This is a genomic window from Vibrio sp. LB10LO1, from assembly GCF_010092875.1.
Taxonomy (GTDB): domain Bacteria; phylum Pseudomonadota; class Gammaproteobacteria; order Enterobacterales; family Vibrionaceae; genus Vibrio; species Vibrio campbellii.
Window position 1 is genome coordinate 39,866 of sequence record NZ_JAADJW010000033.1, and the last position, 17,800, is coordinate 57,665.

General features: G+C 45.4%; 19 protein-coding genes and 1 other RNA gene. 11 read left to right on the forward strand and 9 right to left on the reverse strand.

Features of this window, described 5'->3' with window-relative positions; genetic code table 11:
• Nucleotides 1–120: 120 nt before the first annotated feature.
• From ygfZ to GXP65_RS19705, 3 genes are all read left to right on the forward strand, one after another.
• Nucleotides 121–1,089, forward strand: a complete 969-nt coding sequence (ygfZ, locus tag GXP65_RS19695) for a tRNA-modifying protein YgfZ (protein ID WP_162093535.1) — start codon at nucleotides 121–123, stop codon at nucleotides 1,087–1,089.
• On the forward strand, nucleotides 1,082–1,555 hold the full coding sequence (locus GXP65_RS19700; protein ID WP_162093536.1) for a YbaK/EbsC family protein: 474 nt from the start codon (nucleotides 1,082–1,084) through the stop codon (nucleotides 1,553–1,555). The genes ygfZ and GXP65_RS19700 overlap by 8 nt, the downstream gene beginning before the upstream one ends.
• A gap of 652 nt (nucleotides 1,556–2,207) precedes the next feature.
• Nucleotides 2,208–2,414, forward strand: a complete 207-nt coding sequence (locus tag GXP65_RS19705; protein WP_005531630.1) for a DUF1107 domain-containing protein — start codon at nucleotides 2,208–2,210, stop codon at nucleotides 2,412–2,414.
• A gap of 79 nt (nucleotides 2,415–2,493) precedes the next feature.
• Here the strand turns inward: GXP65_RS19705 and GXP65_RS19710 are convergent, their stop codons facing one another.
• Genes GXP65_RS19710 through GXP65_RS19720 form a run of 3 tightly spaced genes read right to left on the reverse strand, consistent with a single transcriptional unit; the run spans nucleotide 2,494 to nucleotide 5,528 of the window.
• Nucleotides 2,494–3,702 carry an FAD-dependent 2-octaprenylphenol hydroxylase gene (locus tag GXP65_RS19710; protein WP_162093537.1) on the reverse strand — a complete coding sequence of 403 codons (1,209 nt, stop codon included), beginning with the start codon at nucleotides 3,700–3,702 and terminating at the stop codon, nucleotides 2,494–2,496.
• 28 nt (nucleotides 3,703–3,730) lie between these two features.
• The gene (gene ubiH / locus GXP65_RS19715; RefSeq protein ID WP_045451151.1) at nucleotides 3,731–4,909 is read right to left on the reverse strand and encodes a 2-octaprenyl-6-methoxyphenyl hydroxylase; all 1,179 of its coding nucleotides are present in this window, start codon (nucleotides 4,907–4,909) and stop codon (nucleotides 3,731–3,733) included.
• 40 nt (nucleotides 4,910–4,949) lie between these two features.
• Nucleotides 4,950–5,528, reverse strand: a complete 579-nt coding sequence (locus tag GXP65_RS19720) for a YecA family protein (RefSeq protein ID WP_010650321.1) — start codon at nucleotides 5,526–5,528, stop codon at nucleotides 4,950–4,952.
• A gap of 250 nt (nucleotides 5,529–5,778) precedes the next feature.
• On the opposite strand from GXP65_RS19720, the gene GXP65_RS19725 reads away from it, so the two are divergent.
• The 5 genes from GXP65_RS19725 (at nucleotide 5,779) to serA (ending at nucleotide 9,083) form a co-directional block, all read left to right on the forward strand.
• Nucleotides 5,779–6,087 (forward strand): cell division protein ZapA, encoded by a 309-nt coding sequence (locus GXP65_RS19725; protein ID WP_005531622.1) that lies wholly within the window; start codon nucleotides 5,779–5,781, stop codon nucleotides 6,085–6,087.
• A gap of 8 nt (nucleotides 6,088–6,095) precedes the next feature.
• A non-coding RNA gene (ssrS, locus tag GXP65_RS19730) (6S RNA) lies at nucleotides 6,096–6,280 on the forward strand.
• A 5-nt stretch (nucleotides 6,281–6,285) separates the two neighbouring features.
• Complete coding sequence (locus GXP65_RS19735; RefSeq protein WP_162093538.1) at nucleotides 6,286–6,879, forward strand: 5-formyltetrahydrofolate cyclo-ligase; 594 nt, start codon at nucleotides 6,286–6,288, stop codon at nucleotides 6,877–6,879.
• 58 nt (nucleotides 6,880–6,937) lie between these two features.
• Nucleotides 6,938–7,594: a ribose-5-phosphate isomerase RpiA gene (gene rpiA, locus GXP65_RS19740; protein ID WP_005436473.1), complete on the forward strand. Its 657-nt coding sequence runs from the start codon at nucleotides 6,938–6,940 to the stop codon at nucleotides 7,592–7,594.
• Nucleotides 7,595–7,853: 259 nt separating this feature from the next.
• Entirely contained in the window at nucleotides 7,854–9,083 is a 1,230-nt protein-coding gene (gene serA / locus GXP65_RS19745; RefSeq protein WP_045451144.1) for a phosphoglycerate dehydrogenase, read from the forward strand.
• Between the two features lie 75 nt (nucleotides 9,084–9,158).
• Here the strand turns inward: serA and GXP65_RS19750 are convergent, their stop codons facing one another.
• Entirely contained in the window at nucleotides 9,159–9,854 is a 696-nt protein-coding gene (locus GXP65_RS19750) for an oxidative stress defense protein (protein WP_005429927.1), read from the reverse strand.
• 254 nt (nucleotides 9,855–10,108) lie between these two features.
• A complete protein-coding gene (locus GXP65_RS19755) occupies nucleotides 10,109–11,005 on the reverse strand; it encodes a LysR family transcriptional regulator ArgP (protein WP_103410532.1) in 897 nt (298 codons plus the stop codon).
• A gap of 142 nt (nucleotides 11,006–11,147) precedes the next feature.
• Here GXP65_RS19755 and GXP65_RS19760 point away from each other — a divergent pair, with 142 nt between their 5' ends.
• Both GXP65_RS19760 and GXP65_RS19765 read left to right on the forward strand, forming a co-directional pair.
• The gene (locus GXP65_RS19760; RefSeq protein WP_162093539.1) at nucleotides 11,148–11,777 is read left to right on the forward strand and encodes a LysE/ArgO family amino acid transporter; all 630 of its coding nucleotides are present in this window, start codon (nucleotides 11,148–11,150) and stop codon (nucleotides 11,775–11,777) included.
• Nucleotides 11,778–11,801: 24 nt separating this feature from the next.
• Nucleotides 11,802–12,284, forward strand: a complete 483-nt coding sequence (locus GXP65_RS19765) for a YbaK/EbsC family protein (protein WP_162093540.1) — start codon at nucleotides 11,802–11,804, stop codon at nucleotides 12,282–12,284.
• 63 nt (nucleotides 12,285–12,347) lie between these two features.
• On the opposite strand, the gene mscS is transcribed toward GXP65_RS19765, so the two are convergent.
• The 4 genes from mscS to epd form a co-directional block, all read right to left on the reverse strand.
• The gene (mscS, locus tag GXP65_RS19770; RefSeq protein ID WP_005531607.1) at nucleotides 12,348–13,214 is read right to left on the reverse strand and encodes a small-conductance mechanosensitive channel MscS; all 867 of its coding nucleotides are present in this window, start codon (nucleotides 13,212–13,214) and stop codon (nucleotides 12,348–12,350) included.
• A 458-nt stretch (nucleotides 13,215–13,672) separates the two neighbouring features.
• Entirely contained in the window at nucleotides 13,673–14,749 is a 1,077-nt protein-coding gene (gene fbaA, locus GXP65_RS19775) for a class II fructose-bisphosphate aldolase (protein WP_012128936.1), read from the reverse strand.
• 152 nt (nucleotides 14,750–14,901) lie between these two features.
• Nucleotides 14,902–16,062, reverse strand: a complete 1,161-nt coding sequence (locus GXP65_RS19780; RefSeq protein ID WP_005436484.1) for a phosphoglycerate kinase — start codon at nucleotides 16,060–16,062, stop codon at nucleotides 14,902–14,904.
• A 153-nt stretch (nucleotides 16,063–16,215) separates the two neighbouring features.
• Nucleotides 16,216–17,253, reverse strand: coding sequence for an erythrose-4-phosphate dehydrogenase (gene epd / locus GXP65_RS19785; RefSeq protein ID WP_005531601.1), 1,038 nt, complete (start codon nucleotides 17,251–17,253; stop codon nucleotides 16,216–16,218).
• Nucleotides 17,254–17,451: 198 nt separating this feature from the next.
• Here epd and GXP65_RS19790 point away from each other — a divergent pair, with 198 nt between their 5' ends.
• Nucleotides 17,452–17,688 carry a hypothetical protein gene (locus GXP65_RS19790; RefSeq protein WP_005534899.1) on the forward strand — a complete coding sequence of 79 codons (237 nt, stop codon included), beginning with the start codon at nucleotides 17,452–17,454 and terminating at the stop codon, nucleotides 17,686–17,688.
• The last annotated feature ends 112 nt before the right edge of the window (nucleotides 17,689–17,800 follow it).

Below are 17,800 nucleotides of genomic sequence, written 5' to 3' on the forward strand. Positions count from 1 at the left end.
TAATAAACAAACGTTCAGCCAAGCCAAACACCTCAAAATTGCGTGGATATATTGAGTGCTGACAAATACCGATTCTGCATTTAACATAGCTGAAAAATATCTTCAAAAGGCATTGTAATCATGGAATGGCAAACTCGCTTTTCACCACTGAACCTATCGACACAAGACGCACTACCTGAGCTGTCTGTCTCGCTATTGGATAACCTAGGCATGATCACCATGGTCGGGGATGACAAAAAGTCATACCTACACGGCCAAGTTACTTGTGATGTGGTTTCTCTTGAGAAAGACCAATCAATGTTGGGTGCCCATTGTGATGCGAAAGGTAAAGTGTGGAGCGTCTTCCGACTATTCCACCATAACGATGGCTACGCAATGGTTCAGCCGAAATCAGCGATTGAAGTGGAACTGAAAGAAATCAAAAAGTACGCGGTGTTCTCTAAAGTGACCATCGAAAAGTCTAGCGACGTTGTGCTAGGTGTCGCTGGTGAGAATGCCGATGCGTTCATCTCAACATTAAATGCTGATTCTGGCGAAGTGCGTACTGTTGAAGGTGGCACTGCAGTCAAAGTGGCTTCAAACCGCTGGTTACTTGCGCTTACAGCAGAAGCAGCACAATCGTTATTGGAAGACAGCCAAGCAACACTGACCACTCATGAACTTTGGACCCGTTTCGATATTGAAGCAGCACTACCATACGTGGCAGCAGACGCGCAAAACGAGCACATTCCACAAGCGCTAAACGTACAAGCGCTCGGTGGCATCAGCTTTACGAAAGGCTGCTACACAGGCCAAGAAACCGTAGCACGCGCGAAATACCGCGGCACCAACAAACGTGCAATGTACATTGTTAAAGGTGTAACCGCTGAAGCCTTAGGTGAGGGTGCGATCGAATTGGAACGTAGTGTCGGTGAAAACTGGCGTTCAGTAGGCGCATTGCTCACACATTACCAATTCAGCGATAACCAAGCGATGGGTCTCATTGTGTTACCAAACAACCTGGACGATGACACTCGTCTGCGCTTGGTTGCTCAGCCAGAGTGCGAATGGGAAATCGCTGCACTACCGTACAGTCTTGACGATGAGTAATACCATTCATACCCCTTTGATGCAGTTTTTGGCGGACCAGAACATCGAGTTCCGCCTTCTTCCTCATCAAAGGCCAGCAACAACCATTGAGGATGCCGCGCAACAACGCGGCATTCGCTCCTCTCAAATGGTCAAAGCGATTCTTTTGCGCGATATGGGGAACCAATATGCGCTTGCCTGTGCTCCAGGTGATCGTAGCGTTGATCCAAAGAAGGTACGCGCACTACTGCAATGCCGTCGCATGACCTGTGTTGATCAAGCGGACGTAGAAGCGATTACCGGATACAAGATTGGTACTGTCACGCCACTACTTTTAAAACGCTACATGCCGATCGTGTTTGACCCAAGTTTGCTTGAAGAAAAAGAAATCACCATTAGCAGCGGTGATCGCATGGCAGGCTTAGCGCTGTCCATCGATGATCTCATCCAATTGTGCCAACCAACCATGGCTGATATCTGCCGCTAACATGTAATCGAGCGCAGGATTCTCACTCCTGCGTGATCTCACTCATATCTCGCCGATTACATTAAAGAGTTTTTAATCATTTTAAAAACATAAATAGTCACACATAAAAAACTCGTATATGCTGAATTTGTTGGTTAAGTTTTCAACAACGACTCAATCAACATAAAGTGAATCAGCTGACTTGTATGACAGCGTTCATTAAGTCAGTCGTCCACTTTTGTGTAATGCATCTGTGACTATTCGCCCGCCGAAGCGGGCTTTTTTTTACGTGGAACTTTTTCCTTTTTAATTCCTCTAACTCAATGAAAGCAATGCATTTGAGGTTTCAACCTCATCAAAACGAACAAAATGCAATCAATTGAGTAAAAACATTTCGCAAACAATCATTTTCCTTCTATTCTTAATTCTGTAACAAAGCTGTTGCTTAATGCACCAAATAAGAACAGGAGGACTCAAGGACAGGTTCCTTCGACAATGATTTTTTGAGGTAATCCTCACGCTATTTGAGATATGACTCTGTCAATTTGTCTAAGGCAGCACAAATCTCTAAAGCAAAGGAGCTCAACTGCACTTAATACTATTGCTGTCACAATAATTTTTACGTGAGAAACGTAGAATGACTGGGCTAGGTAAGAGATAAGGAAGAGTAAATATGAGACTGTTTAAGCGCTATACACCAGGTATGATTGCTAAACACATAAGTCGTCTTTTTAAGGGAAGAATCTATATTTACGGAGTCGGTAAGTTCGAGTTTGATAACGGAAAATTGATACTGCCAGAGAAAGCTGAGAAGCGTCACTTTCAGGCAGTAAAAGAGATTAACCAAGAGATTATGAAGCTCAGATGCGCATACGCTTAGCTTAAAACATCGATGTAATAAGAAAGGCTGGATTAACCAGCCTTTTTTGTGTCTTTTATTCGCCAAGCGAGAGAGGCGTTTATTGACGCGCCAGTTCCGGCAAGTTGCCTTTCAAACCTAATGCACGTTTCATGATTTCGTCTTTTGCCCCCGGCAACTGTCCTGCTAGGCTCAAACCAATACCTCGGACCAGCTTCTTGGCAGGATTCTCACCAGAGAACAGATCACGGAAGCCTTGCATTGCTGCGATCATCTTCGCCGCTTCAGCTTTACGCCAACGCTCGTAACCACGTAGGTTACGTTTGGTGCCAATGTCCTGCCCTTGTTTCCACAGCGCCAATACTTCTTGCGCTAAGCTCGCAGCATCCAGTAAGCCAAGGTTCACACCCTGCCCCGCCAGCGGATGAATGGTATGTGCAGCATCGCCAACTAACGCCACGCGTTCGACTACAAAGTCTCGTGCATAACGCATCTTAAGTGGGAATGCAGCACGTTCACCAACCACTTCACACAAACCTAAGCGCACATCAAATTCGCTAGTCAGTGCTTTATTGAACTCTTGCTCGTTCATCACCAGCAGTTGCTCTGCGCGATTTGGTTCGGTAGACCAAACAATCGAACACATGTGTGGATCAGACATTGGCAGGAAAGCCAATGGACCTTGCGGTGTAAAGATCTGACGAGCAACGCTATTGTGTGGGTCTGCGGTTTTCACGTTCGCAACAAGGGCACTATGACCGTAATCCCAATGCGTTAGTGGGATATCCATTTGGTTACGCAGCCAAGAATTTGCACCATCCGCACCAACAACCAACTTCGCTGTCATAGCTTGACCATTATCGAGCGTTAGCCAGCTTTCTTGCTCACCCACGGCAAGTGTTGCACAACGAGCAGGCATAAACAGCGTCACGTTATCGAGCTTTTGTACTTGCTCTAACAGCGCTAATTGAATCACACGGTTTTCAACGATATGACCGAGATCAGGCTGAGCCATGCTCTGTGCATCAAATGCGATATTAGCGAAGCTGTCTTGCTCCCATACTTCCATCGCATAGTATGGTGAGGCACGACGCTGCTCGACACCTTGCCACGCACCAAGGTTGCGAAGGATGGTTTCACTTGAACGACTTAACGCCGATACGCGAACATCTGGTAGTTCGTTGAGTGTGTCGTTTGGTACTGCACCTTCAATAACGGCCACACGCAGGTCACTGTCCTTAAAAGCGGCAGCTAATGCTAAACCGACCATTCCACCGCCGATGATGGCGATATCTACACTTTGCATCATTGCTATTTGTTACCTAATTCGTTGCCGTTTATCGTTTCACTAAACCAAGTGTATGGCGTAGCAGCGGCTGCTTAAAAGTAGAAAGGTTATCCATCGTTGCGAGGGCAAGATTACGCCCAATTCGCATCGCCGGTAAATCATTTGAGAAAATATGCACGAGAGAGCTGGTTAGCCAAATCGTTTCGCTGCGATCGTCTTCACGGCGTTGGCTAAATCGCATCAGGCCTTGATAACGACCCACGTCTTCAGCTTGCTTAACAACCTCTTCCGCTAAAGATGCCACATCACGAATACCAAGATTGAAGCCTTGCCCTGCAATCGGGTGAAGCGTCTGTGCGGCATTGCCAACAATAGCAAAACGGTGTGAAATGTTTTGCTTACGATGACGAAGAAGAAGCGGATAGCTCGCGCGTTGTCCAACTTTCTGCATCGCACCTAGTCGCCAGCCAAAATCGTTCTGCAAGCGCTCAAGAAACTCTGCATCGGACAAGTTCACCACTGTTTGCGCTTCTTCAGGACGAAGGCACCATACTAACGACATACGGTTGTCACTCATCGGCAGCAGTGCGACTGGACCATTTTCAGTAAAACGTTCAAAAGCACGACCTTGATGAGGCTCTTGCGTCACAATGTTCGCAATCACTGCCACTTGGTCGAAATCATGTTCAGACAACTCTAGGCCGATTTGCTGACAACATTGCGATACTGCCCCATCGGCAGCCACCAGCAATTTAGCTTCAAGCTTTTCACCGCTGCTTAGTTCAATGTGTGCTTTGTCTTGCTCACGCTCGATGTTCGCAACCGAATCAGGGCAAAACAGGGTGATCGCCTCACTCTTATCCAAAAGCTCTTGGTAGACACGGCCAACATCGGCGAGTTCCACTACGTAGCCAAGCGCTTCAACGCCAACTTCATGCTTGGTAATTTCGGTCATGCCCGCATGAGAGCGGTCAGAAACATGAATATGTTCAATTGGGGTAGCACAAGGCTCGATGGCAGACCACAACTGTAAGTGACGCAGGATGTTGACCGTGCCGTAGGACAGAGCAATCGAGCGAGAGTCAAACCCAGGATGTTGATCCGATTGGGCTTTAAAAGGCTCGACAACCGCAATTTGCAGTGCGCCTTTGGATAAACGGTCGATTGCCAACGCCAGTGTGGCCCCTGCCATGGCACCACCAGCAATTACAACATCATATTGCCTCATGCTAACCTCTAGAAGCTATTCGATAATGGAGAACGAGTGATTAATGAATCGTTGGTTTGTTTTCGTTGCTTTCAGGACGAGCACCAAACTCTGCATGAATAGTTAATACGCAGGCTTTTACGTGTTCGATTACTTGCTCTAGCAATAGTGCTTGCTCGCCTAGGTCATCATCTTCATCAATGCCCAGCTTGGCGATTTCTTCTAGATCAGTTAATGCTTCTTTCGCATCGTCTGAGGCTTTATCAATTGCAATCCCCGCTAACCCCATACCAGAAATAAAGTGGTTCACAAAGTCAGACACGCCATCAGCTAGAGCAAACAAACCTTCTTCACCCGCTTCATCAGGAAGCAGCAGCGACAATTCCATAGAAGTGCCAGTTAGCTCGTTTACCGTTACTTGGAACACACTTTGTGCCAACCCTAATGCACTTGATGGCCAGCCCATGCCTTCGTTGGTGTAATCAAACAGAATCGGTTGCCAGGTTTGGTCGTTAATCGCCAATCCACCACTTAGCATGCCAACAAGTAGACCGTGCAACTCTGCTGGTGTCACAGCAAGACTTGCGGATTTCAGTTCGGCAGCAATAGATTGGTATTCAGGAAGGGTGATTTCACTCATAATCTTGGCTCATTCTTGCGTAATAATGTATCGACATATCCTACCATCAAGCCTAGTCGGCTGAAACGGCTATCAAATTCAATTTTGGACAGCATTTAGACAATTTGCCCAATTCCTGTGTGATCACTTCACCATTTTTCTTTCTGTGATGGGAAATGCTTGAATCTTAATAGCGCTTTTCCTATAGTTTCCTCCTCGGTAGTTGTATAACGCAACGCCTTAGATAGCGCGAATATAGAGTTTATTCATCATGAGCAATCAAGCGATCGACGTTGAAATCCTTGGCAAAATGACACGAGTCAATTGTCCAGCAGGGCAAGAAGAGTCACTAATTACAGCGGCTAAAGATCTTGATCGTCGATTGAAAGAGATGAGCGAGCGTACTAAGGTAACCAATGAAATTCAGCTACTGACTTTTGCTGCGTTGAACATTTGTTATGAATTGCACACCAAGTCATACGAATCTAACGGTCAGCAACAAGAAATGACTGAGCGAATGGAAAAGCTCACCGCGTCTTTAGAAAGCGCGCTTAGTAAAGTTACGCAAGGACAGCAGTAGATACCAAATTTACCCTGGGGTGTGCGTCAGTTGGATTTAAGTCCCTGAGCCGATAAGCAATACCTAAGGGTTAGTACTTGATAGCTATTGAGCAAGCTTGGCATGCACCGAGAAGCCTACGGTTATCATTGCTGATCCGCCTTGAACCAGCTGGTTCAAGGGCCACAATCCTCAACGGCACCCTGGGGTATCCTCTCTATGTCAGACCTATCTCGACAAGAATTCCGCAAACTTATCCGTGAAAAACGCAATGCGCTGTGTAGTGACACTCAGTTTCAAGCAGGGCTCGATCTGATTCACCAATTTTCACAATTACCGGAAATTAAAACCGCACAACACATTGCCATCTACCTCTCCGCCGATGGCGAGTTAGACACCAAACCTCTAATAGAGTCACTATGGCAGCAAGGTAAGTCGATTTACCTGCCCGTCATCCACCCTTTCTCGAAAGGTCAGTTACTCTTTTTGCAGTATCTCAATGATGTTCAGTTGGTGTACAACAAATACGGAATCTTAGAACCTGCGCTGGATATTCGTCACCTCAAACCAGTGCGTGACCTTGATGTTATCTGTACACCGCTAGTAGGATTCGACAGCGTTGGCCATCGCCTTGGTATGGGCGGAGGCTACTACGACCGTACGCTCTCACGCTGGTTTAGTACTGGCGAAGGCGCCAAACCTATCGGTATTGCCCACGATTGTCAGCACGTTGAACGTCTACCTGTTGAAAATTGGGATATTCCATTGCCTAAGATCGTGACTCCAAGCCAAATCTGGCAATGGGAAAAGTAACACTTACCCGCTATAATCACGCCGCAAACGTTAACGAACATCTATTCAGGAGATTGGCATGACTCAAGATGAAATGAAGAAAGCGGCTGGTTGGGCAGCACTTAAGTATGTTGAGAAAGGCAGCATTGTCGGTGTTGGTACTGGCTCTACCGTGAATCACTTCATCGATGCCCTAGGCAGTATCAAAGATGATATCAAGGGTGCAGTGTCTAGCTCTGTTGCTTCAACTGAGCGTCTAAAAGAGCTTGGTATTGAGGTTTATGAGTGTAACGACGTAGCAATGCTAGATATCTACGTTGATGGTGCAGATGAAATCAACGCAGCACGTGAAATGATCAAAGGCGGCGGTGCTGCACTGACTCGTGAAAAGATCGTTGCGGCTATTTCAGAAAAATTCGTATGTATCGTTGACGGCACAAAAGCAGTTGACGTACTTGGCCAGTTCCCACTTCCTGTAGAAGTTATCCCAATGGCGCGTTCTTACGTGGCTCGTGAATTGGTAAAACTGGGCGGTGACCCTGCATACCGTGAAGGCGTAACAACGGACAACGGTAACGTAATCCTAGACGTACACAACATGCAAATCACTAACCCGAAAGAGCTTGAAGACAAGATCAACGGCATTGCAGGTGTGGTAACTGTGGGTCTATTCGCTCACCGTGGTGCTGACGTGGTTATCACTGGCACACCAGAAGGTGCGAAAATAGAAGAATAAATCATTAGATGATTTAAATTTTCTGTTATTTCATTACAGACGGCGCCCTAGGGCGCCGTTTTTTCTTCCTTTTTCTAAGAAAAGCATGCCTTATTCCGTAATTTTCTTACCCAAAGCAAAAATTTTTTGTTACTTTATTGAGCAGAAGACGCACAGGGAAACGTTTGTCTTCCGACAAAACTGTTAATTATCCCCTTTTTAATGGTTTTGCTTTATGTGCGCCACATTAGCCCACCTTTCCATTTTAAGGACGAGAAAAATGGCCAAAGTTTCACTGGAAAAAGAAAAGATTAAGATCCTCTTGCTCGAGGGACTTCACCCTTCTTCAGTTGAAGTTCTTCAAGCAGCTGGCTACAGCAACATTGAATATCACAAAGGTTCCCTTCCAGAAGAAGAGCTGATTGAAGCAGTAAAAGACGTACACTTCATCGGAATCCGCTCCCGAACGAACCTATCAGAAGAAGTGATCAATGCGGCGAATAAGCTGGTCGCGATTGGCTGTTTTTGTATCGGTACCAACCAAGTAGACCTAGACGCAGCAGCGCGACGCGGTGTACCTGTCTTTAACGCACCATTCTCAAATACGCGCAGCGTAGCAGAGCTCGTACTTGGTCAAATCCTACTGCTTCTTCGTGGTATCCCAGAGAAGAACGCACTCGCTCACCGCGGTGTTTGGAAAAAGAGTGCAGACAGCTCTTACGAAGCACGTGGTAAGCGTCTGGGCATCATCGGTTACGGTCATATCGGCACTCAGTTGGGTATCATCGCAGAAAACTTGGGCATGCGTGTCTACTACTACGATATCGAAAACAAGCTTTCTCTAGGTAATGCAACGCAAGTGTTCACCATGAGTGAGCTACTGAACAAGTGTGACGTGATCTCTTTGCACGTACCTGAAACACCAGAAACTAAGAACATGATGGGTGAAGCAGAGTTTGCACGCATGAAGCCCGGTGCAATCTTTATCAACGCTGCACGTGGTACCGTGGTCGACATCCCTGCGCTATGCCATAGCCTAGAATCCGGCCATATCTCGGGGGCTGCGATTGATGTATTCCCTGTAGAACCGAAAACCAATGCGGATGCATTTGAGTCTCCATTGCAGAAGTTCGACAACGTCATCTTAACTCCACACGTCGGTGGCTCAACGCAAGAAGCGCAAGAGAATATCGGTGTTGAAGTAGCAGGTAAACTGGCGAAATACTCAGATAACGGCTCAACCCTATCAAGCGTGAACTTCCCAGAAGTATCACTGCCTGAACACCGTGAATGCTCGCGTCTACTGCACATCCACAAAAACCGCCCTGGTATCCTGACGCAAATCAACACCATCTTCGCAGAAGAAGGCATTAACATCGCGGGTCAGTACCTACAAACGGCAGCAGAGATCGGCTACGTAGTTATCGACGTTGAGACGTCTCGCTCAGAAGAAGCACTCGTGAAACTAAAAGGCATCGAAGGCACAATTCGTGCTCGTATCCTTCACTAATCGCGGATTAATGAACATAAAAAAGGCAGGGACTTCCCTGCCTTTTCTGTTTCTATTCATCGTGTTTAACTGGGCTTATTTAAGTTTGTAAACCACATCAACTTGATCACGAATCACGAGTGTAGAGTCTTGGTAGCTGTTAGAGCTCTCTCTCGCATCCATTGCCATCGAGCGCATCAGTACAGGGCGAGCGTGCATTTGGTTATAATTGATCTGCCACACATCACCTAGCTTCTTATCAAAACCCGTCGCTAAAGAGGCCGCTTTGCTTTGCGCGTCTTTAATCGCTGCCATACGTGCCTTTTGCTGGTACTCAGATTGGTTACTCACTTTAAGCTGAATGTTGTCGACTTGGTTGATGCCCGCCTTAAGCGCCATGTCCAAGTATTCATTCAAATTCGCTAAATCACTGACGGTTACATCAATGCTGCGTGACGCTCGGTAACCAACCAGTTCCGCTTTCCCAGATTTCGGGTAGTGGTACTGAGGCGCTAAGTACAAGTTTGAGCTGGTAATATTGTCTTTCGATAAACCAGCATCGGCTAGGCTCTTCAGAAACTCATCAACCGTATTATCGACCGATTGTTTCGCCTGCTCAGCTGTCATTGTCGTATCAACAACCTTTACAGAGAAGGTTGCCATATCTGGTGTTGCAACCACTTCACCGTAACCCGTGGTTGATACATGGGCAAAATTCGGCACATCATTCGCAAAAACAGAAATGCTGGTAAGGCTGAGTGCTGAGGCCAATAAACATGAAGACAGTTTCATTCGATAAATCCATCCGTTTTGAAAGATTGAAGTCACTCCACATGCCGGAGTTCAGGCGAGATACTCGACGAATGCCTTGGCGAATGAATTGGCGTCTAAACTCGAACAATAAGAGACACCAATGAACTGGAGTGTATATAGACTCATCATAGAAACTTCTGCCAATTATCCAAGCGCCCTACGCGACTTCTAACACAACTTTGACTGTGTTACTTCGCAGTGATTTCCATTTAAAACGCGAGTCAGTTGGGAACTTATTGCGGAAGGTGCTGTTGCGCGTAGCCTACAATCGCTTTTGAGATCTCTTGAAGAACACCCGTTTCTAACTGCCAGTGATGCCAGTAAATTCGATAAGACATTAAAAAGCCCGGCGTAATATCGATTAACTCGCCATTCTCTAATTCATCAGTGATCTGCAATCGAGGAATCAAACAATAAGCGACTCCCGCTAATGCCATTTTAAGAAAAGCTTCAGAACTACTGATGTTGTGATGAATCACGCTGTCTGGCCTAACGTTGAAGTGTTCAGTCAAAAACTTCTTATGTAAATCATCGTATTGGTCATAAGAGACTGCTGGCGCTTTAGCCAGTGTTTGGTTATTCACGCCTTCTGTAAAATATCGCTGATAAAACTCAGGGTTGGCGACACAAACATAATCAATGCGACCAAGGTAATCCGCTCGACAGCCCGGGATGGCTTGAGATTCCAAACTGATTGCCCCAGCGACCTCACCACTTCTGAGTTTTTCAATTGAGCGCGACTCACCGTAGATGGTTAACTTAAGCTCTACTTGACGATGCTTCATTACGTCCTGCAGCGCAGGTAGCAGCCATGTCGCAAGACTATCTGCATTGGTTGCTAATGAAAGCTGTACAGGCCGTGTTGTGGTGTCGTTTTTGAGTTCTGGTAGGATTTCATGTTCAAGGAGCCTAACACGACGATAAAGCCCGAGCAGCTTCTTACCAATAGGCGTCGGCTTTGGGGGTTGCTCACGAATAAGAACCGGCTGAGCGAGATATTTCTCGAGTTGCTTGATACGCTGGGAAATAGCTGATTGCGAAACAAAAAGGTGCTCCGCTGCTCGGTCAAAACTGCCTTGGTGTACCACCGCATCCAAAGCCTCTATCCACTTATAATCCAATCCTCGCACGTGTTTTTCCTCCCTAATAAACGCCAAAGCCAAAAGATAAGCAAAGCTAATAATATATTAAAATCATTAATTATACTTATTTAAATAAAAGCTTTATCTTCCACTCCTCTGTTGTTCTATTGCTAAATTTTTGAGGTGTGTTGTGAGCTTTTGGGTGTTATTACAAGGATTCGGTTTAGGTGCGACGATGATCATTCCGATCGGTGCGCAGAATGCGTATGTCCTTAACCAAGGTATTAAGCGTCAACATCACCTGACGACCGCGACCATCTGTAGCATCCTAGATATGCTCTTCATTTCGCTCGGCATTTTCGGTGGCGGTGCGATTCTATCGCAAAATGAAATCCTGCTGACCTCCGTCACTTTAGGTGGCATTGCCTTCTTAAGTGTTTACGGTTTACTGTCACTAAAAAGCGCATTCAAACCGGCAAACGCCTCTGAATCGAAAGGGGAAGTCGTCGCTCGAGGTCGTCGTACCGTGATTCTTGGCGCACTTGCCGTCACAGTGTTGAACCCACATCTTTACTTAGATACCGTAGTGATCTTGGGTTCAATTGGTGGTCAATTCGAAGGCAACGATCGTATCGCATTTGCTTTGGGCACCATCATGGCTTCATTTGTGTGGTTCTACACACTCTCATTAGGTGCTGCGAAATTAGGTCCGACGCTCTCAAAACCAAAAGTGAAGAAAGGCATCGATATTGCGGTTGCCGCTATGATGTTTACTATCGCTTTTGTACTTGCGAATGAGTTAGTCACCAAATACTGGTAAAGACAAATAGGAAAGAAACACGACATGGAGTCACTGGAAAAAATCTATCAACTCAATCGAGAGCGATTTAATGCGCTCTCCATCCCCTTTCGAGAGTGGCAGCATGAAGCCATTCTCGACTTCGAAACCGACATCAAAGTCGCCGCACAACTCGGTTGGACTGGCACGCATACTAAGAGTCTTTTTCTCAAGCTAAAAGGGCAAGGTTATGCCGTATACCTAACCGACAAGGACTCACGTTTAGACTCCAAGCAAATCAAAGCCATTACCGGTAAACGACCTTCAATTTGCAGCGACGATGAAATGGTTGAGCAGCTAGGCTGTATACCCGGTGCAGTTTGTCCTATTGGCTTACCTGAGCATGTCACTATTATCGTCGATACAGCACTCTACCAACACGATGAGTTGCTCTATACACCAGGTTTACCCGAGTTAACCTTTGGCTTTGCAGGTAGCGAACTTAAACGTCTGCTCCTTGCTGGCAGTAACACTCTGCTAGAACTTTAGAACATTGGGATATAAAAAAAGCGAGGCCATTGCCTCGCTTTTTCATGTTCTCAATCGAAGTGATTAAGCTTCTACTTTGTTCAAGTGAACGTCCATTTGTGGGAATGGAATTTCGATACCAGCTGCATCCAACGCTTCTTTGATTGCTAGAGTAGAATCGAAGTAAACGTCCCAGTAGTCAGCTGTTTTACACCATGGACGAACCACGAAGTTAACTGAAGAATCTGCTAGTGCTAACACACCAATCGTCATGTCTGGATCTTTCAGGATACGAGGGTCTTTTTCTAGCGTTTCACGAATCACTTGTTTAGTTTGCTTAAGATCCGCTTTGTAAGAAACACCAATCACTAGATCTACACGACGCGTCGCGTGGCGAGAGTAGTTAGTGATTGCGCCGCCAATAACTGACGAGTTAGGTACAACAACCATTTTGTTGTCTGGTGTTTTTAGTACTGTTTGGAAGATTTGAATTGCTTCAACGCTACCTGCCACACCGCCGATTTCTACATAGTCGCCAGACTTAAATGGACGGAATGCAACAATCAATACACCCGCAGCGAAGTTAGATAGTGAGCCTTGTAGAGCAAGACCAACAGCAAGACCTGCCGCACCGATTACCGCAACTACAGATGCAGTTTGAACACCTACACGACCTAGTGCCGCGATAAGTACGATAACAAATAGAAGGTAACGAACTAGACCGTTGACGAATTCAACAACCGCTTTGTCCATCTTTTTCTTTTCAAGCACTTTTGAAACGCTGTTTGCTACCGCTTTAACGATAATGTTACCGATAAATAGGATCAGCAGTGCAGAAATGATGTTCACACCGTACTGAATAAGAAGATCTGAGTTGTTATTTAGCCATGTTTCAGCTTTGCTCAAACCATCCGTTAAAGAGGTATCGATACCCATCGATTCACCTGCCATATTCGTATCCTCAAAATAAAGATATATAAATCTAATTGCCGTTAACTTATGAACCGTGTTTTTTATAGGTTCTTATTCACAACAACATCCCTATTGTTTTCCTGAACACTGTCAGATTTTTGGCACAATATCTCAAAACTGAAATTTTGCAAAGTCAGAGTTTCGCAAAGACCTACAAAACAAAGTGTTATCAGAGTTTTCTGATATCGGCATATTACAGAGTACGCAATGGATTTACATTTCGCCACACTTTTTACTTGGTTTTATGCCACTTGGTGCTGAAATGCGCTTGGTTTCGAAATTTGCGCCAAAAACAGAAGGGATATGAAGTAAGGTGATCATATAGCAGTTGACTGAGTTATCAATTGCCACAAGAGAGAGAATCCGAATTGTCTCATTGTCTAGACATAAAAAAACCCGCTCTAAGAGCGGGTTTTTAAAAACTCAGGTAAGACGAATTATAGTACGTCTACTGCGTTTAGGTCAGCAAAAGCTTTCTCTAGACGAGCTACCATTGAAGCTTGACCAGCACGTAGCCATACGCGTGGATCGTAGTACTTCTTGTTTGGAGCGTCTTCGCCAGTTGGGTTACCGATTTGACCTTGTAGGTAATCGCGGTTGTCAGCTTCGTACTGACGGATACCATCCCAAGTTGCCCACTGTGTATCAGTATCGATGTTCATTTTGATAACACCGTAACCGATAGACTCTTGGATTTCTGCTTCAGTAGAACCAGAACCACCGTGGAATACGAAGTTTAGAGCGTTTGGTGCAATACCGAACTTCTCTGCACAGTATGCTTGAGAGTCACGTAGGATAGTTGGAGTTAGAACAACGTTACCTGGCTTGTATACACCGTGTACGTTACCGAAAGATGCTGCGATAGTGAAACGTGGGCTAACAGCACTTAGTTTCTCGTATGCGTATGCGACGTCTTCTGGAGAAGTGTAAAGCTCAGATGCGTCCATATCAGAGTTATCAACGCCGTCTTCTTCACCACCAGTACAACCAAGTTCGATCTCGATTGTCATGTTCATTTTAGCCATGCGCTCTAGGTACTTAGCACATGTTTCGATGTTCTCTTCTAGAGACTCTTCAGAAAGGTCTAGCATGTGAGAAGAGAATAGAGGCTTACCAGTTTGAGCGAAGAACTCTTCACCAGCGTCTAGTAGACCGTCGATCCATGGTAGAAGTTTCTTAGCAGCGTGGTCAGTGTGTAGGATTACTGGCACACCGTAAGCTTCAGCTACAGCGTGAACGTATTTAGCACCAGCTACAGCGCCAAGGATTTGAGCACCTTGACCTTCAAGTTTAACGCCTTTACCAGCGAAGAAAGCTGCGCCGCCGTTAGAAAACTGAACAACAACTGGAGCTTTAACTTTTGCAGCTGCTTCAAGTACTGCGTTTACAGAATCAGTACCAACAACGTTTACTGCTGGAAGTGCAAAGTTGTTCTCTTTTGCTACTTCAAATACTTTCTGAACGTCATCGCCAGAGATAACACCTGGTTTTACGAAGTCGAAGATCTTAGACATGGATGTAATCCTATTTATCTGTCGTTTTATAAACAAAACTTGTTAAATTGAAAATCTTGCAAACGTTTGCTCACAACTGGGGCTATTTTAGCAGAGTTCCACTCTCGTTGCAGCAAACAAGAAAGCGGGAGAGGACTCCCGCTTTACTAATATTACTTAGCGCGTGCTTCTAGCATTTCAACTGCTGGAAGTACTTTACCTTCTACGAACTCAAGGAAAGCGCCGCCGCCAGTAGAGATGTAAGATACGTCAGCTTTGATACCGAACTTGTCGATAGCTGCTAGCGTGTCACCACCACCTGCAACAGAGAAACCTTCAGAAGCTGCGATAGCTTCAGAAATACCTTTAGTACCAGCTTCGAAGTTCTTGAATTCGAATACGCCTACTGGACCGTTCCAAAGGATAGTCTTAGCGTTCTTAAGGATTTCTGCTAGTTCAGCAGTTGAATCTGGACCAAGGTCGAAGATCATGTCGTCGTCTTGTACTTCAGAAACGTGCTTGATTTCAGCTTCTGCGTTCTCGTCGAATGCTTTCGCACATGCAACGTCAGTTGCTACTGGAATTGCACACTCGTCCATTAGCTTCTTAGCTGTTTCAACTAGGTCTGCTTCGTATAGAGACTTACCAACGTTGTGGCCAGCAGCTGCGATGAATGTGTTAGCAATACCACCGCCAACAACTAGTTGGTCAGCGATTTTAGATAGAGACTCAAGAACAGTTAGCTTAGTAGAAACTTTTGAACCACCTACGATAGCAACCATTGGACGAGCTGGCTTGTCCATTGCTTTGCCTAGTGCTTCTAGTTCATTTGCTAGTAGAGGACCAGCACATGCTACGTCTGCGTGCATGCCTACACCGTGAGTAGATGCTTGGGCACGGTGAGCTGTACCGAATGCGTCCATTACGAAGATGTCACATAGAGAAGCGTATTGCTTAGACAATTCTTCTTCGTTTTTCTTCTCGCCTTTGTTAAAGCGAACGTTCTCTAGAACAACGAGTTCACCAGCGTTTAGTTCTAGACCGTTTAGGTAGTCTTTCGCTAGTTTAACTTCGCAGTCTAGTGCGTCGTTTAGGTAGTTAACTACTGGTTGTAGAGAGAACTCTTCAGCGTATTCACCTTCAGTTGGGCGACCTAGGTGAGAAGTAACCATAACTTTAGCGCCTGCTTCTAGACAGTGCTTGATAGTTGGAAGAGATGCGATGATACGTGCATCTGAAGTTACTTTACCGTCTTTTACTGGCACGTTTAGGTCAGCACGGATAAATACACGTTTACCTGCAAGATCCAGGTCAGTCATCTTGATTACAGACATGATGTGTCCTCTCAAATATTAAATAATTAAAGTTTTTAAAAACTCGGCAATCCTGCCAAGCCCGTTAATTCTTCAAACTGGTTACTGATATGGAGATACGTCAGATTTATTTCAAGGCTTAAAATAAAAATTTTCTCCATCGCCTCTTCACCATTATTGCTCCACTTGTGAAGAAGCTTGCATTGCTAAGGCGGTATCCAGCATCCGGTTAGCAAAGCCCCATTCGTTATCGCACCAAACGAGCATTTTAACGAGTTGCCCATTACTCACTCTTGTCTGGGTTCCATCCACAATTGCACTATGGGGATCGTGGTTAAAGTCGATGGAAACGAGCGGCGATTCAGTATAGTCAACAATGTCACGTAATGTACACTGAGATGCGTTAACAATGGTTTGATTTACGTCATTAACTTTCACATTTGTACTAATTGTGACACTTAAATCCATCGCAGTGACGTTAACTGTCGGAACTCGAACCGAAATTGCTTCGAATTTGTTGGAAAATTTCGGGAAGATTCTTTCAATACCCTTATGCAACTTAGTATCGACTGGAATGATGGATTGACTAGCTGCACGCGTACGACGTAAATCATTGTGGTAAGCGTCGATAACTTGCTGATCGTTCATTGAAGAGTGAATCGTGGTGATGGTGCCAGACTCAATGCCAAAGGCCTCATCTAATACTTTGATGATCGGAACGATACAGTTGGTGGTACATGAACCATTGGACACCACGCGGTGCTCATCTTTGAGGGTTTCGTGGTTCACACCGTAAATAATGGTGTTATCGAGATCGCTTGCGCCAGGATGTGAAAACAGAACTTTTTGCGCGCCAGCTTCAATATGAGCTTGGCCGTCTGCTTGCGAGCCGAAAACACCTGTACAATCGAGTACAATGTCGACTTCTAAGTCTCGCCATGGCAAGAGTTCAATTTCAGCAAGGTGAAGGATTCTAATGGGATCGTATTCGCTACTGTCGTGGTGAACATAGAGGTGCTCTTGGTCGTGCGAGATTTTCTTTCCGAAGCGGCCATGACTGGTGTCATATTGAAGAAGATGTGCCATCGCTTCGGGTTGCGCGAGTTCATTAACCGCCACAACTTTTATCTGCTGATGCTTACCGCTCTCATATACTGCTCGCAGTACATTACGACCGATACGTCCAAATCCATTGATCGCAACTTTTAGCATTTATCCTTCGCCTCACCAAAAATTCGTGTCACAGATAGTACCTGATACGGAGGCTGAGCGCATTAAGTAAGTGATCTACCTCGAGGTAAACTATCTTTTCACTTCACAATACATTCACACCAGAAATATATTAATTTCTGACCTCGCGTATTTCACTTGGCACTTTAGCTCCTTGTTTGACCACCAAAGGAAATGCGTATGTCAGGTTTTCCCGCTGCTCACTTTTGCAAGCGATGCAATAGAGAAACACCACACTCTGAAGTGCTGGTCCGTAAACCAAGTCGTTATGATACGGATAAATCAATTCTTGGAACGTTAAAGCTTTGGGCTCATACCCTGCTGAACGGCGGTCACTATTACGATATGGATCGCTATGTCACCTGCAAGGAATGTGGACACAAAGAGAAAGACAATTGGGGAAAAGAATTTGAATAGGCACAAAAAAACCGAGCATTAACGCTCGGTTTTTCATTTCTAACGCTAAATTACGCCAGCAGTTCTTTTGCTGTGTTCACTACGTTTTCTACAGTGAAACCAAACATTTCGA

What these genes read in the sequence shown, in the direction of transcription:
- ygfZ (WP_162093535.1), top strand. Translation starts at nt 121, where the DNA reads ATGGAATGGCAAACTCGCTTTTCACCACTGAACCTATCGACACAAGAC.
- GXP65_RS19700 (WP_162093536.1), top strand. Translation starts at nt 1,082, where the DNA reads ATGAGTAATACCATTCATACCCCTTTGATGCAGTTTTTGGCGGACCAG.
- GXP65_RS19705 (WP_005531630.1), top strand. Translation starts at nt 2,208, where the DNA reads ATGAGACTGTTTAAGCGCTATACACCAGGTATGATTGCTAAACACATA.
- GXP65_RS19710 (WP_162093537.1), bottom strand. Translation starts at nt 3,702, where the DNA reads ATGATGCAAAGTGTAGATATCGCCATCATCGGCGGTGGAATGGTCGGT.
- ubiH (WP_045451151.1), bottom strand. Translation starts at nt 4,909, where the DNA reads ATGAGGCAATATGATGTTGTAATTGCTGGTGGTGCCATGGCAGGGGCC.
- GXP65_RS19720 (WP_010650321.1), bottom strand. Translation starts at nt 5,528, where the DNA reads ATGAGTGAAATCACCCTTCCTGAATACCAATCTATTGCTGCCGAACTG.
- GXP65_RS19725 (WP_005531622.1), top strand. Translation starts at nt 5,779, where the DNA reads ATGAGCAATCAAGCGATCGACGTTGAAATCCTTGGCAAAATGACACGA.
- GXP65_RS19735 (WP_162093538.1), top strand. Translation starts at nt 6,286, where the DNA reads ATGTCAGACCTATCTCGACAAGAATTCCGCAAACTTATCCGTGAAAAA.
- rpiA (WP_005436473.1), top strand. Translation starts at nt 6,938, where the DNA reads ATGACTCAAGATGAAATGAAGAAAGCGGCTGGTTGGGCAGCACTTAAG.
- serA (WP_045451144.1), top strand. Translation starts at nt 7,854, where the DNA reads ATGGCCAAAGTTTCACTGGAAAAAGAAAAGATTAAGATCCTCTTGCTC.
- GXP65_RS19750 (WP_005429927.1), bottom strand. Translation starts at nt 9,854, where the DNA reads ATGAAACTGTCTTCATGTTTATTGGCCTCAGCACTCAGCCTTACCAGC.
- GXP65_RS19765 (WP_162093540.1), top strand. Translation starts at nt 11,802, where the DNA reads ATGGAGTCACTGGAAAAAATCTATCAACTCAATCGAGAGCGATTTAAT.
- mscS (WP_005531607.1), bottom strand. Translation starts at nt 13,214, where the DNA reads ATGGCAGGTGAATCGATGGGTATCGATACCTCTTTAACGGATGGTTTG.
- fbaA (WP_012128936.1), bottom strand. Translation starts at nt 14,749, where the DNA reads ATGTCTAAGATCTTCGACTTCGTAAAACCAGGTGTTATCTCTGGCGAT.
- GXP65_RS19780 (WP_005436484.1), bottom strand. Translation starts at nt 16,062, where the DNA reads ATGTCTGTAATCAAGATGACTGACCTGGATCTTGCAGGTAAACGTGTA.
- epd (WP_005531601.1), bottom strand. Translation starts at nt 17,253, where the DNA reads ATGCTAAAAGTTGCGATCAATGGATTTGGACGTATCGGTCGTAATGTA.
- GXP65_RS19790 (WP_005534899.1), top strand. Translation starts at nt 17,452, where the DNA reads ATGTCAGGTTTTCCCGCTGCTCACTTTTGCAAGCGATGCAATAGAGAA.